The 13,943-nt window shown below is 67.1% G+C and carries 12 protein-coding genes and 3 tRNA genes; 2 read left to right on the top strand and 13 right to left on the bottom strand.

Features of this window, described 5'->3' with window-relative positions:
* Nucleotides 1-10: 10 nt before the first annotated feature.
* The 4 genes from HWX76_RS15770 to gltX all read right to left on the bottom strand — a co-directional run bounded on the left by HWX76_RS15770 (nucleotide 11) and on the right by gltX (nucleotide 1,992).
* Nucleotides 11-87: transfer RNA gene (locus HWX76_RS15770), tRNA-Asp, on the bottom strand.
* Nucleotides 88-165: 78 nt separating this feature from the next.
* A tRNA-Glu gene (locus tag HWX76_RS15775) sits at nucleotides 166-241 on the bottom strand.
* A 138-nt stretch (nucleotides 242-379) separates the two neighbouring features.
* Nucleotides 380-455: transfer RNA gene (locus HWX76_RS15780), tRNA-Ala, on the bottom strand.
* Between the two features lie 127 nt (nucleotides 456-582).
* Nucleotides 583-1,992, bottom strand: coding sequence for a glutamate--tRNA ligase (gene gltX / locus HWX76_RS15785; protein WP_050012936.1), 1,410 nt, complete (start codon nucleotides 1,990-1,992; stop codon nucleotides 583-585).
* Nucleotides 1,993-2,265: 273 nt separating this feature from the next.
* On the opposite strand from gltX, the gene HWX76_RS15790 reads away from it, so the two are divergent.
* The gene (locus HWX76_RS15790) at nucleotides 2,266-3,183 is read left to right on the top strand and encodes a patatin-like phospholipase family protein (protein WP_050012937.1); all 918 of its coding nucleotides are present in this window, start codon (nucleotides 2,266-2,268) and stop codon (nucleotides 3,181-3,183) included.
* Between the two features lie 170 nt (nucleotides 3,184-3,353).
* Here the strand turns inward: HWX76_RS15790 and HWX76_RS15795 are convergent, their stop codons facing one another.
* The 9 genes from HWX76_RS15795 to HWX76_RS15835 all read right to left on the bottom strand — a co-directional run bounded on the left by HWX76_RS15795 (nucleotide 3,354) and on the right by HWX76_RS15835 (nucleotide 13,342).
* Complete coding sequence (locus HWX76_RS15795) at nucleotides 3,354-4,028, bottom strand: C40 family peptidase (protein ID WP_050012938.1); 675 nt, start codon at nucleotides 4,026-4,028, stop codon at nucleotides 3,354-3,356.
* A 128-nt stretch (nucleotides 4,029-4,156) separates the two neighbouring features.
* A complete protein-coding gene (locus tag HWX76_RS15800; RefSeq protein WP_124631406.1) occupies nucleotides 4,157-5,779 on the bottom strand; it encodes a dipeptide ABC transporter ATP-binding protein in 1,623 nt (540 codons plus the stop codon).
* Nucleotides 5,776-6,873, bottom strand: a complete 1,098-nt coding sequence (locus tag HWX76_RS15805; protein WP_124556746.1) for an ABC transporter permease — start codon at nucleotides 6,871-6,873, stop codon at nucleotides 5,776-5,778. The genes HWX76_RS15800 and HWX76_RS15805 overlap by 4 nt, the downstream gene beginning before the upstream one ends.
* 48 nt (nucleotides 6,874-6,921) lie before the next feature.
* Entirely contained in the window at nucleotides 6,922-7,965 is a 1,044-nt protein-coding gene (locus HWX76_RS15810; protein WP_050012941.1) for an ABC transporter permease subunit, read from the bottom strand.
* A gap of 50 nt (nucleotides 7,966-8,015) precedes the next feature.
* A complete protein-coding gene (locus HWX76_RS15815; protein ID WP_124594008.1) occupies nucleotides 8,016-9,890 on the bottom strand; it encodes an extracellular solute-binding protein in 1,875 nt (624 codons plus the stop codon).
* Between the two features lie 140 nt (nucleotides 9,891-10,030).
* Nucleotides 10,031-10,387: a hypothetical protein gene (locus HWX76_RS15820; protein ID WP_050012943.1), complete on the bottom strand. Its 357-nt coding sequence runs from the start codon at nucleotides 10,385-10,387 to the stop codon at nucleotides 10,031-10,033.
* A 165-nt stretch (nucleotides 10,388-10,552) separates the two neighbouring features.
* Nucleotides 10,553-11,248 (bottom strand): winged helix-turn-helix domain-containing protein, encoded by a 696-nt coding sequence (locus HWX76_RS15825; RefSeq protein WP_124556744.1) that lies wholly within the window; start codon nucleotides 11,246-11,248, stop codon nucleotides 10,553-10,555.
* 16 nt (nucleotides 11,249-11,264) lie between these two features.
* A complete protein-coding gene (locus HWX76_RS15830; protein WP_050012945.1) occupies nucleotides 11,265-12,656 on the bottom strand; it encodes a HAMP domain-containing sensor histidine kinase in 1,392 nt (463 codons plus the stop codon).
* Between the two features lie 11 nt (nucleotides 12,657-12,667).
* Nucleotides 12,668-13,342: a response regulator transcription factor gene (locus HWX76_RS15835; protein ID WP_050013034.1), complete on the bottom strand. Its 675-nt coding sequence runs from the start codon at nucleotides 13,340-13,342 to the stop codon at nucleotides 12,668-12,670.
* 218 nt (nucleotides 13,343-13,560) lie between these two features.
* Between HWX76_RS15835 and HWX76_RS15840 the strand changes: the two genes are divergently transcribed.
* Nucleotides 13,561-13,860 (top strand): DUF4148 domain-containing protein, encoded by a 300-nt coding sequence (locus HWX76_RS15840; RefSeq protein WP_050012946.1) that lies wholly within the window; start codon nucleotides 13,561-13,563, stop codon nucleotides 13,858-13,860.
* Nucleotides 13,861-13,943 lie beyond the last annotated feature (83 nt).

The raw sequence follows: 13,943 nt of genomic DNA on the forward strand, positions 1-13,943 counted from the left end.
GGCTTCGTTCTGGCGGAGCGGACGGGACTCGAACCCGCGACCCCCGGCGTGACAGGCCGGTATTCTAACCGACTGAACTACCGCTCCAGCTTTCTTACCCAACCTGCAGGACGTCGGTTACGTTCCTGCAAGCCTTGCAACGCTTCTACGAAACGCCGCTGAATTTGGCGTCCCCTAGGGGATTCGAACCCCTGTACTCACCGTGAAAGGGTGATGTCCTAGGCCTCTAGACGAAGGGGACAAAATCTTTTCAGATTTGTCTGACTTTCGCGATTTACTTTACAGTCAACAGCGAAGGCCGAAATTCTAACTGCTTTGAATCATTTTGTGAAGCATTTATTACTACCGCTGCTTCGCAAATCAATCCAGCTTGTTCTGTTGGTGGAGGTAAGCGGGATCGAACCGCTGACCTCTTGCATGCCATGCAAGCGCTCTCCCAGCTGAGCTATACCCCCTTGCAGAACAGAAGTGAGATTATATGGACCGATTTCGAACTTGTAAATACCCTTTTTACGATTCGCGCGAAATTTTTTGCGAAGCCGCCGCGCGCTCATGCGCGGCGGCTTCGCGCTCGCCCATACGTCAGCCCAGCGCGGCCTCGATGCGCGACACCACGACGTCGCGACCGAACAGCACGAGCACCGCATCGATCGACGGCGTGTGCGTCGTGCCCGCCACCAGCAGACGCACCGGCATCGCAAGCTGCGGCATCTTCAGCTTGTGCGTGGCGAGCGTCGCCTTCAACGCCGCGGACACTGCCTCCTTCGTCCAGTCGGCCGCCTTCAGCGCGACGACGAGATCGGCCAGCGCCGGCCGCACCGCATCGGTCACGTGCTGCGCGAGCGCATCGGCGTCGGGCGCCGGCACACGGTAGAACATCGTCGCGCCTTCCGCGATCTCCTTGACCGTCGTCGCACGATCCTTCATCAGGCCGACCACCGCGTCGAGCGCGGGGCCCGTCGCGATCGCCGCGTCGTCGATGCCGAGCGCATCGAGGAACGGCTTCGCGAGCGCCGCGAGGCGCGCGTTGTCGGCTTCCTTGATGTAATGCGCGTTCAGCCAGCTCAGCTTGCTGTGGTCGTACTGCGCGGGCGACTTGCCGAGGTGCTCGAGATCGAACCATTCGACGAACTGTTCGCGCGAGAAGATCTCGGCGTCGCCGTGCGACCAGCCGAGGCGCGCGAGATAGTTGACGACGGCCTCCGGCAGGAAGCCTGCGTCGCGGTACGCCATCACGCTCATTGCGCCATGCCGCTTGCTCATCTTCTCGCCCTGCTCGTTCAGCACGGTCGGCAGGTGCGCATAGACGGGCGGCTCGCCGCCGAGTGCGTTCAGGATGTTGATCTGGCGCGGCGTGTTGTTCACGTGGTCGTCGCCGCGGATCACGTGCGTGATGCCCATGTCCATGTCGTCCACCACCACGCAGAAGTTGTAGATCGGCGTGCCGTCCGGGCGCGCGATCACGAGGTCGTCGAGTTCCTCGTTCGAGATCTCGACACGCCCCTTCACCGCGTCGTCCCACACGACCGTGCCCGTCAGCGGATTGCGGAAGCGCAGGACCGGCTTCACGCCGGCCGGCGGCTCCGGCAGCACCTTGCCGGGCTCCGGACGCCACGTGCCGTCGTAGCGCGGCTTCAGGCCGGCTTCGCGCTGGCGTTCGCGCAGCGCGTCGAGTTCCTCGGCCGACATGTAGCACGGATACGCGAGGCCCTTCTCGAGCATCTGCGCGAGCACTTCGCGATAGCGGTCCATCCGCTGCATCTGGTAGATCGGGCCTTCGTCGAAATCCAGCCCGAGCCATTGCATCCCTTCGAGGATCGCATCGACCGCTTCCTGCGACGAGCGCTCGACGTCGGTATCCTCGATGCGCAGCACGAACGTGCCTTTCATCTTGCGGGCGAACGCCCACGGATAGAGTGCGGAGCGGATGTTGCCGAGGTGGATGAAGCCGGTGGGACTCGGCGCGAAGCGGGTACGGACAGGACGGGTCATAAACGGTAACTCGAACGCCTGGGGCGCATGAATGATTCGACGCGGGACGACGGCAGCCCGGACAGCAACGGAGCCGGCGACGCCCGGAACGGGAAAGAAGCCGGAATTATACTCGCGCCGGACATCGCGCCAAGCGCGCCGCTTGCTTTATGATGTGCGCGCCGCGGCCGCCAGCCGGTGCGGCGCCGGCCGCGCGGAACCCGCTGCGCGGCCTCGGAAACCCTCGCCGCCGCGGGCCGTGTGACCCGCCGCCAAGCCGCCGGAGAACCATCGATGTCGTCCCCTCGCCTGTCGCGCCGCCACTTCACGATCGCGTGCGCGTCCGCCAGCCTCGCTGCCTGTACGTCCTTCGGCGACAAGTCCCGCCCCGGCACGGCCCTGCCGCAGGAGAAGCCCGTCAAGATCGGTATCGCGCTCGGCGGCGGCGCCGCGCGCGGCTTCTCGCACATCGGCGTGCTGAAGGCGCTCGAGGCGCGCGGCATTCCGATCGAGATCGTCGCCGGGACGAGCGCGGGCTCGGTGGTCGGCGCACTCTACGCGTCGGGCATGAACGCGCTGCAGATCAACAAGATCGCCCTCGACATGGACCAGGCGGCGATCAGCGACTGGGCGCTGCCGTTCCGCTCGCGCGGCCTGCTGCAAGGCGTCGCGCTGCAGAACTTCCTGAACAAGACGCTCAACAACCGGCCGATCGAGAAGATGGCGAAGCCGCTCGGCATCGTCGCGACGGACCTGCAAAGCGGCCAGCCGATCCTGTTCCAGCAAGGCAACGCGGGGCTCGCGGTGCGCGCGTCGTGCAGCGTGCCGTCGGTGTTCGAGCCGGTGAAGATCGGCACGCGCGAATATGTCGACGGCGGCCTCGTGAGCCCTGTGCCGGCGTCGTTTGCGCGCAAGATGGGCGCGAGCTTCGTGATCGCGGTCGACATCTCGGCCCGCCCCGACGGCGCAGCGACCAACAACCCGATCGAGATGCTGCTGCAGACCTTCACGATCATGGGCCAGACGATCAAGACCTACGAGCTCGACAAGTACGCGGACGTCGTGATTCGCCCGAACCTCGCGGCGATGGGCGGCAGCGACTTCAACCAGCGCAACGCGGCGATCCTCGCGGGCGAGGAAGCGGTCGCGCGCATCATGCCGGAACTGCAGCGCAAGCTCGCGGCGGCGCGCGGCGTGGCCGTGGCCGCGTAAGCCGCCCAAGCCACGATGAGCGGGAGGCCGCGGCACGCGCCGCCTGCCGCCCGTGGCCGACGCAACGACTTCCGCCCCGCCGTCGACGCCGCCCCAAAAGCAAAAAACCCTGCCGCCTTTCGGTGACAGGGTTTTTTATTTTATCGTCCGGCCCGCGCGACCGGCAAACGTCAGTTGCTGCCGTTCGCCGAATCGTCGCCGAGCGTCGCGCGCACGCGCTGACGCAGGTCTTCGGGCTTCATCGGGAATTCCGATTCGATCCGGCGCGCACCGGTGAAACGCTTTTCCCAGTAGCCGCTGTCGAGATCGTCGACGCGAACCGTGCTGCCCGTCGACGGCGAATGCACGAACTTGTTGTCGCCGATATAGATGCCGACGTGCGAGAACGTGCGGCGCATCGTGTTGAAGAACACGAGATCGCCCGGCTTCAGGTTGCTCATGCTCACCTTCTCGCCGACGCGGCTCATTTCTTCCGCGCGACGCGGCAGCGACATGCCGAGCGTGTCCTGGAACACGTAGCGCACGAAGCCGCTGCAGTCGAGGCCCGAATCCGGCGAGTTGCCACCCCAGCGATACCGCACGCCGATCATGTTCAGCGCGCCGACCACCACGTCGCCTGCCTTGCCCGCCATGCCGGCAAGGAACGACTTCGCGCCGCCGCTCGACGGCTGCGCGCTGGTCTGCTGGAGGGGGGAACCCGACCCGATCTGAGTCGAATTGCTGACATTCTGGTTAAAACTGCTGACTTCGTCGGCGAACGCGCCGGGTGCTGCTGCGAACAGGGCGCCGATGAACAGCCCGGCGATGGTGCGCGCGCATGCCTGGGTCAGGGATCGATGCTGCATTGGTCGATGGAATATGCTTAAAAATCAGCTGATTGGCGGAAAATTTCGGTCGATACTAGCCAGCGCGTAATCGTTTGTCAAAACAAATTAATAAATACAATCGAGATGGTCAGACCATTGGCCGCCTATCACGCTTTCCAGACCGCTTTCAACAGCTTTTGTGTGTAAGGATGTGACGGTCGGGTGAAGATGTCGGACACCTCCCCCGACTCGACGACGGCGCCGTCCTGCATCACCGCGACGCGGTGCGCCATCGCGCCGATCACCTCCAGGTCGTGGCTGATGAACACGTAGCCGAGGTTGTATTTCTGTTGCAAATTCGCGAGCAGCTTCAGCACCTGCTGCTGGATCGACACGTCGAGCGCCGACGTGGGCTCGTCGAGGATCAGGATGCGCGGCTCCAGCACCAGCGCGCGCGCGATCGCGATCCGCTGGCGCTGGCCGCCCGAGAATTCGTGCGGATAGCGGTGCAGCACCGTGCGGTCGAGGCCGACTTCGCGCAGCACCGCGAGCGACTTCGCGCGGCGCGCGTCGGGCGTCATGTCCGGGCGATGCAGCTCGAGCCCCTCGCCGACGATCCGCTCGATCGTGTGACGCGGCGAAAGCGAGCTGAATGGGTCCTGAAAGACCACCTGCATGTTCGAGCGCAGCGCGGTCTGTTCGCGGCCGCGATAGGTCGACAGCGCACGCCCCTGGAATTCGATCTCGCCGCCGGCCGTCTTCTGCAGCCCGAGCAGCGCCATCGCGAGCGTCGACTTCCCCGATCCCGATTCGCCGACGATGCCGAGCGTTTCGCCCTGCCGCACCGACACCGACACGTCGGCCACGGCCGTCACCGGCACCGTGCCGAACCAGCCGGCGAAGCCCGGCCGCTTGCGCGCGAACTGCACGCTCACGTGGCGCGCGTCGAGCACGACGGGCGCGATCGGCATCACCGGCGTGACCGCGCGTTGCGGCCGGCTGTTCAGCAGCCGCTGCGTATACGGATGCTCGGGCGACGCGAAGATCCGCTCGACGGGCCCGCTCTCGACGAGCCGGCCATGCTCCATCACCGCGACGCGCTGCGCGAAGTGCCGCACGAGATTCAGGTCGTGCGTGATCAGCAGGATCGCCATCCCGCGCTTTTCCGCCTCCTCGCGCTGCAGCTCGAGCAGCAGGTCGACGATCTGCGCGCGGATCGTCACGTCGAGCGCGGTGGTCGGCTCGTCGGCGAGCAGCAGGCGCGGCCGGCACGCGAGCGCCATCGCGATCATCGCGCGCTGCCGCTGGCCGCCCGACAACTGGTGCGGGTAGCTGTCGACGCGCTTCTCGGGCTCCGCGATGCCGGTGCGCGCGAGCAACGCGATCGCCCGCTTGCGCGCCTCGACGGCCGATACGCCGTCGTGCAGCACGATCGTCTCGCCGATCTGCACGCCGATCGTATACAGCGGATTGAGCGCCGTCATCGGCTCCTGGAAGATCATCGCGATGTCCGAGCCGCGCAGCCCGCGCATCTCGCGCTCGCTCTTGGCCGCCAGATCCTGCCCGGCAAAACGGATCGCGCCGGTGACATCGGCGTCGCGCAGCAACCGCAGGATCGACAGCGCGGTCACGCTCTTGCCGGACCCCGATTCGCCGACGAGCGCGACCCGCTCGCCGCGCCCGATCGCGAGCGTCACGTCGTCCACCGCGACCGTGTCGCCGAAGCGCACGTGCAGATGCTCGAGCGACAGCAGCGGTTCGTCCGCCTTCGATACGACTGCGTCGCTCATCGCTGCCCTCCCGCCGCGCGCACCGAATCGGCGATCCGCGTGTCGAGCGCGTTGCGCAGCGCATCGCCCATGAAGGTCAGCAGCAGCAGCGTCGCGACCAGCACGCCGAACGTCGACAGCGAGATCCACCACGCGTCGAGGTTGCCCTTGCCCTGCGCGAGCAGCTCGCCGAGGCTCGGCGTCGGCGGCGGCACGCCGAGCCCGAGGAAATCGAGGCTGGTGAGCGCGAGAATCGAGCCGCTCATCCGGAACGGCAGGAACGTGATCACCGGCGTGAGGCTGTTCGGCAGCACGTGGCGCCAGATGATCTGCCAGTTCGTGAGTCCCATCGCGCGGGCCGCGCGCACGTAGTCCTGCGTGCGGTTGCGCAGGAACTCGGCGCGCACGTAGTCGGCAAGCCCGATCCAGCCGAACAGCGACAGCAGCACGATCAGCAGCAGGAAGCTCGGCTCGAAGATCGACGCGAAGATGATCAGCAGGTACAGCTCGGGCAGCGAGCTCCAGATCTCGATCAGCCGCTGCCCGACGATGTCGATGCGCCCGCCGAAGAAGCCTTGCACCGCGCCCGCGGCGATCCCGAGCAGCGTGCCGATCACGGTCAGGATCAGCCCGAACTCGACCGAGATGCAGAACCCGTACACGAGCCGCGCGAGCAGGTCGCGGCCCTGCGCATCGGTGCCGAGCCAGTTCTCGCGCGACGGCGGCGCCGGGTTCGGCACGTTCGAGAAGTAGTTCAGCGTGTCGTAGTAATAGCGGTTCGGTGGATAGACGACGAAGTTGCCGGGCGCCTCGAGCCGCTTGCGCACATACGGATCGAGATAGTCGGCCGGCGTCGGGAAATCGCCGCCGAAGGTCGTCTCCGGGTACGCATGGAACATCGGGAAATAGGTCTGGCCGTCGTAGCGCACGACGAGGGGCTTGTCGTTCGACCACAGCGGCGCCGCGAGGCTCGCGGCAAACGCGACGACGAAGATCACGAAGCTCCAGTAGCCGAGGCGCTGCTGCCGGAAGCGCTGCCACACACGGCGGGCCGGCGACGGCGACACGCGCGCGCGCGCGGCGTCGATGCGGGGGGATGCGACGGCCCGGTTCATCGCGCGCCTCGCCCGCTGGCGCCGGGCATGCGAATGGCTCGTTTCATGTCAGCGCTCCAGGTTGTCGAATTGAATGCGCGGATCGACCCACACATAGCAAAGATCGGAAATCAGCTTGGTCGCGAGCCCGATCAGCGTGAACAGGTACAGCGTGCCGAGCACGACCGGGTAATCGCGCCGCACGACCGACTCGTACGACAGCAGCCCGAGGCCGTCGAGCGAGAACAGCGTCTCGATCAGCAGGCTGCCGGTGAAGAACGCGCCGATGAACGCGGCCGGGAAGCCGACGATCAGCGGCAGCATCGCATTGCGGAACACGTGCTTCCACAGCACGCTGCGCTCGGAGAGCCCCTTCGCGCGCGCGGTCAGCACGTATTGCCGGCGGATCTGGTCAAGGAACGCATTCTTCGTGAGCATCGTGATGACCGCGAAGCTGCCGACGACCGACGCGGTGATCGGCAGCGCGATGTGCCACAGATAGTCGAGCACCTTGCCGACGAGCGACAGCTGCGCGAAGTTGTCGGACGTGAGGCCGCGCAGCGGAAAGAGCTGCCAGAACGAGCCGCCGCCGAACAGCACGAGCAGCAGCACGCCGAGCACGAAGCCCGGAATCGCATAGCCGACCAGCACGACGAGGCTCGTCGCGACGTCGAACGGCGAACCGTTGCGCACGGCCTTCGCGATGCCGAGCGGCACCGAGATCAGGTACGTGAGGAAGAACGTCCACAGCCCGATGCTGATCGACACGGGCAGCTTCTGCACGACCAGCGACCACACGCTCTGGTGGCGAAAGTAGCTTTCGCCGAGATCGAAGCGCGCGAAGCGCTTGAGCATCAGCCAGTAGCGTTCGAGCGGCGGCTTGTCGAAACCGTACAGCGCCTTGAGCTGCGCGAGCTGCTGCGCGTCGACGCCGGTGTGCGCGCGCATCCCGAATGGCGTCGCGCCCTGCTCGGTCGCGCCCTTGCGCAACTCCTGCACGGCCTGCTCGACCGGGCCGCCCGGCACGAACTGGATCACCGCGAACGTGAGCGTCAGCACGCCGACGAGCGTCGGGATCATCAACAGCAGGCGTTTGAGGATGTAGCTCCACATAGGGCGTCGACTCGTGATCGGTGGCGGGTTGGATGAAGGGCCGGCGCGGGTCAGTGATCGGGCTTCGCCCACCAGGTCGACACGACCCAGCCCTCGGCCGAATAGTACAGCGGCAGCGTCTGCGGATAGGCGAGCGTGTGCCGGTACGCGACGCGGTGCGTCGTGCTGTACCACTGCGGCACCGCGTAGTAGCCGTGCATCAGCACGCGGTCGAGCGCGTGCGTCGCGTCGAGCAATTCCTCGCGCGTCTGCGCGGTGCCGAGCGCGTGCAGCAACGCGTCGACGGCCGGCGATTTCAATCCGATGAAGTTGTCGGAGCCCGGCTCGTCGGCGAACTTGCTCGCGTACCGCGAGTATTGCTCGGCGCCGGGCACCTGCACGCCCGGCAGGCGGATCGTCGTCATGTCGTAGTCGAACGCATCGAGGCGCTTTTGCAGCAGCGCGTAATCGGCCGTGCGAAACCGCACGGCGATGCCGAGCTTCGCGAGGTTGCGCTGGTACGCGGTCACGACGCCTTCCATCGCGCCGCCCGCATCGTCGAGGATCTCGAAAGCGAACGGCTCGCCCTTCGCATTGCGCAGCGCGCCGTCGCGATAGGTCCAGCCGGCCTGTGCGAGCAGCGCGCGCGCCTTCAACAGGTTCGCGCGCAGCGAGCCCGGCGGATTCGTGTTCGGCTGCGTGACCATCGGGCCGAACACGGCCGGATCGAGCTGCGCACGCAGCGGCTCCAGCAGCTTCAGCTCGCCCTCGCCCGGCGTACCGGTCGCCTGCAGGTCGGTGTCGGCGAAATAACTGTTCAGGCGCGTGTACGCGCTGTAGAACAGCTGGCGGTTCAGCCATTCGAAGTCGAACGCGAGGTCGAGCGCCTGACGCACGCGCACGTCGCGGAACAGCGGCCGGCGCAGGTTCATGAAGAAGCCCTGCATGCCGGCGCCGTTGTGCTGCCGGAACTCGCGCTTGATCAACTCGCCGCTGTCGAAACGCTTGCCGACGTCGCGTCGCGCCCAGTTGCGCGCGACGTACTCGACGAGCACGTCGTATTCGCCGGCCTTGAACGCCTCGAGCCGCGCAACGCCGTCGCCGTACAGCTTGTAGACGATCCGCTCGAAGTTGTGGGTGCCGACTCGCACCGGCAGGTCGGCGCCCCAGTACGCGGGGCTGCGCCGGTAGGTGATCGTGCGGCCGTTGTCGTAATGGTCGATCACGTACGGGCCGCTGCCGATCGGCTGCTCGAACGCGAGCTGGTCGAACGGGATGCGCGAGCCGTCCGCGCGCAATCCCCACTTGCGCGAGAACACCGGCACGCCGCCGGCGATCAGCGGCAACTCGCGGTTCGCGCTGTGGAATTCGAAGCGCACGGTCGCCGGATCGACGACCACGGCCTTCGTGATTTCGGCGAAGTACGCGCCGAACTGCGGTGCGGCCTGCTTGCTCTTCAGCGTGTCGAACGAAAACTTGACGTCGTCCGCCGTGACGCGATCGCCGTTCGAGAAGCGCGCGCGCGGATTCAGGTGGAACGTGACCGAGCGGCGGTCCGGCGCGACGTCGATGTCGTCGGCGAGCAATCCGTACGCGGACGCCGGCTCGTCCAGGCTGCCGGTCGCGAGGCTCTCGAACAGCATGTCGATGCCGGGCGCGGTGTTGCCGCGCATCGTGAACGGATTGAACTTGTCGAACGACGTCAGCCGGCTCGGGTTCGCGAGCACGAGCGTGCCGCCCTTCGGCGCGTCGGGGTTCACGTAGTCGAAATGCTTGAAGCCCGGCGGATACTTCGGCTCGCCGTACTGCGCAATCGCGTAGGCCGCATGCGCGGCGGGCGCGGCCAGCGCCGCGTGCAGCGCCAGCACCGCGGCCACGCGGCCGGCGGCCCGCAGCGCACCGAGGCAGGCGCGCGCGGCGGCGGCCCGGGGCGAACCCTTCGTCATAGAGGCCCTGTCGTCGAATGAGGGTAGTAACGTGGAGCGATTCTACCCATTCAATCCGTCGAGCCAAAAGAAAACCGCCACGCGGGCGGTTTCCTCACGAGCCGTTGTCGCGCGCGCGGCATGCATGCGCGACCGGTCGATCAGCGCCAGCCGTTGTGGCGGCCGTGATCCCAGTGACCGCGATCGCCGCCCCAGCCGCGACCATGGTGGCGATACCATTCGTCGCGGCCCCAGTAGCGGCGGCCGTCCCAGTAGCGGTCGCCGTGCCAGCCGATCACGATCGCCGGCGCCGGCCCGTACACGGGCGCCGGTGCGTAGACGGGCGCCGGCTGGTAGACGACCGGCGGAGGCGGCGGCGCATACACGGGCGCGGGCGCGACGTAGACCGGTGCCGGCACGCCGACGTTGATCCCGACATTGACTCCCGCCATTGCTGCGCCCGACACGAGCAAGGCCGTCATACCGGTCACGAGCGAGGCAACACGCAAAGTCTTCATGGATTCCTCTTCTGGTTGTGTCATGTGTGATTCGACTATAGCGGCAAGCGCCCGCCCCGCATATTTCAAGTTTGTAAGAACTGATGCGCCGCATCGCAACGGGAAGCCCGCGCTAACGTCTTGTAACAATCGGCGCCCGGCGCCCCCCCTTTCCGGAAACCTCCTTCAACCTGCGCCGCGGCCCGCGTCAAGCGGCGCCGCGCCCGCGTCGAACCGGAAGCCGAATCGCGCCACCGTTTCGATCCGCGCGGAAAACGCATGCGCGGCCAGCTTGCGCCGCAACCGTACGACCAGCGCATTGACCGTTTCGGGTTCGATGTCCGCATCGCCCCACGCATAACGCAGCACGGCGTCGCGCCCGACCGGCCGCCCCGCTTCGCGCAGCAGGCATTCGACCACGCGAAATTCCCGGGCGCTGAGCGCGAGCCGCCGGCCCCGCTCGTCGAGCGCGCGCGTCGCCGTGTCGAGCCGGATCGATTCCCGCATCGCGATGACGCCCGTGCGGCGCCACAGTGCGCGCAGCCGCTCGTGCAATTCGACGAACGAGCACGGATGGGCCAGGCACACGTCGCAGCCCGCGTTCAGCATCCGTGCACGCTCGGCGGACGTGGTGCCGGCGACGATCGCGGCAATCGTCGCGCTGCCGGCCGACGCGGCGAGCGGCGGGAATCCGTCGAGAAGCGTCGGCACGGAAGCGCCATCGGTCGCGAGGATCACGATCGCGTCGAACCGGTCCTGCGTCGCCGCGAAACAGCCGTCGCGCCATTCGTCGACGCGTTCGACGCCGTGCATGCTTTCCCGAAACGCCTTGTCGAGCCGCGACGCATCAGGCGTCGGCGGCGCAATCAGCAGGATGCGCATCGATCGGCCCCCTCCGTCACGCGAGCGAACGCGGCCAGCATTCGACCGTGATCGCCGCACCGGCCGGCTGCGCATCGCCGATCCGCAGCACGAAACCGTGCACGCGCATCACCGCCGACACGATGCTCAACCCGAGCCCCGAGCCGTTCACGTGGCGCGTGCGCTCGCCGCGATAGAAGCGCTCGAGCACCGCATTGCGCTCGCCGGGCGGGATGCCGGGCCCGGTGTCCTCGAACCGGACGAGCGGACCATGCGACGTCGTCTGGAGTGCGACGCGCACGCGGCCGCCGGGCGGCGTGAATTTGATCGCGTTGTCCGCGAGATTGCTGAACGCCTCGAACAGCAACGCACGGTCGCCATGAATGCCGTCGACCGCGGCCGCATCGAGCTCCAACGACACGTCGACCGCCTCGGCCAGCGGCTCGTAAAGTTCGCACACGTCGCGCAGCAACGCCGCGACGTCGACCGCGGCAAACCCGCCGCGCCGGCTCAGCGTGCCGATCTCGGAGATGCGCAGCATCGCGCGAAAACGTTCGAGCAGCCGGTCGGTTTCGTCGCGCGCCGACGCCAGCAGCGCAGCCGACGCGGGATCGTGTGCGCAGAACGGCTGGTCGGCTAGCCGCGCCAGCATCGTATGCACGCGTGCGAGCGGCGTGCGCAAGTCGTGCGCGATCCCGTCGCAGGTATGGCGCACCTCGCCCATCAGCCGCTCGACTTCGTCCAACATATGGTTCACGAGATGCGCGAGCAGGTCGAGTTCGTCATAGCCGCCGACCGGCAGCCGCTTGCCGAGATCGCCCTCGGCGATCTGCCGCGTGACGCGCCGGATCTCGGCGACGCGGCGCATCTGCCGCATGCCGAGCATGCTGCCGCCCGCGACGCCCGCGATCAGGATCATCACGCCGCCGATCACGAGCCCGCGAATCGCGACGTCGCGGATCTGGATGAAATGCGACAGGTCGCGCGCGACGACCAGCGTCATCCCGTCGTCGCGGCGCACTGCCATCGCGCGCGTGATCGGCGACGATTGACCGTCGAGCGGCGCGAGCGTGCGGTTCAGCGTCCGGCCGTGGCGATCGGTACGCAGCACGGGCGGCGTCGCGATGTCGCCAGCCACGCGGCGCCCGCTCGCGTCGAACAGCCCGTAGAAATTCGTATGCATGTGCTCGTGCTCGAGCCGCCGATGGATCGCGAGCGGCAGCTCGGCGTCGGGAATCGAATCGAAATAGATCAGTTGCCACGCAAGCACCTCGTCGGTGTCGCGGGCCATCGTGTGCGTCGCGGCCACGCTGATCACGCCCGCGAGCAGCAGCAGCGACACCGAGAAGATCGCCGCGTAAGCACACAGCCAGCGAAACGTCGTCGTATGCCAGCGGCGCGTGAAGTTCGCCGCGCGGGCTGCGTCCATCCGTGCCTCCATCAAGCGAGCATGTAGCCCGATCCGCGCACCGTCTGGATCATCGGGTTCGCGCCAGGCGGATCGATCTTCTTGCGCAGCCGCCCCATGTGAACGTCGATCAGGTTGGTGCCGGGATCGAAGTGATAGCCCCACACGGCCTCGAACAGCATCGTGCGCGTAATCGTCTGGCCCGCGTTGCGCATCATGAATTCGAGCACGCGGAACTCGGTCGGCAGCAGCGGAATCTCGTCGGCGCCGCGGCGCGCACAGCGCGAAATGAGGTCCAGCTCGAGCGCGCCGACCTTCAGCAGCGTCTGCTGCGGCACGCCCGATGCCTGCCGGCGGCGCAGCAGCACTTCGATGCGCGCGCTCAGTTCGCCGGAATCGAACGGCTTCGTCAGGTAATCGTCGCCGCCCGCACGCAGACCGCGAATGCGCTCGTCGACGTCGCCGAGCGCGCTCAGCATCAGCACCGGCGTATCGATGCCGACCGTGCGCATCGCGGTCACGATCGCGAGACCGTCCGCCCCCGGCAGCATCCGGTCGAGCGTGATCGCGTCGTACGATGCGCTCATTGCGCGCATCATTCCTTCTCGGCCGTTGTCGATCCAGTCGACCTCGAAGCCGCGTGCGGTCAGCTCGCCGACGATTTCGTTCGCGGTCACCGCATCGTCCTCGACCGTCAGTACTCGCATGGTTGCCCTCGCAATGAACGTCAAGACGGGCGCGCACGATGCGCCCGCCGCTATCGTAAGCGCCGCGATCGCCGCGCGGCGCCAGATGAAAATAGCTTCATCCTGCGTCGCGGCACGCGCCTGTGAAACATGTTTCATCCGTGCGTCGGCCGCGCTGCGGCCGGGGCCGCCTACGCTGACGTCATGCGGCATCGGGCCGCGAAACCAGGAGCTACCGGATGAAACTGTCGACCACCGTCGCCTGCATGCTGCTCGCATGCGCCAGCACCGCCGCATTCGCGGGGCCGCACCTCACCCCGCAGGAATGCAATGCATACCCGTTCGTGCACACGGGCCGCGACGTCACGCGGGCGGACCTCGTGCGCGAGCTGACCGAACTCGAACAGGTCGGCTACGATCCCGCCCATGCGAGCCCGTACTACCCCGACGACCTCGACGGTGCGAAGCGTCGGCTCGCCGCCGAGTACCGCGCGGACTGCACGCATGCGCTGACGGCCGATGCCGGCGTGCGGCACTGACCGCCCTGCCCCGCGCGACGCAGCAGCGGGAAAAAACGAAAAGGCGGCACGTGCCGCCTTTTCTTCATGAACGCGCATGGAGG

The sequence above is a fragment of the Burkholderia sp. BCC0398 genome (assembly GCF_902833245.1).
GTDB lineage: Bacteria > Pseudomonadota > Gammaproteobacteria > Burkholderiales > Burkholderiaceae > Burkholderia > Burkholderia sola.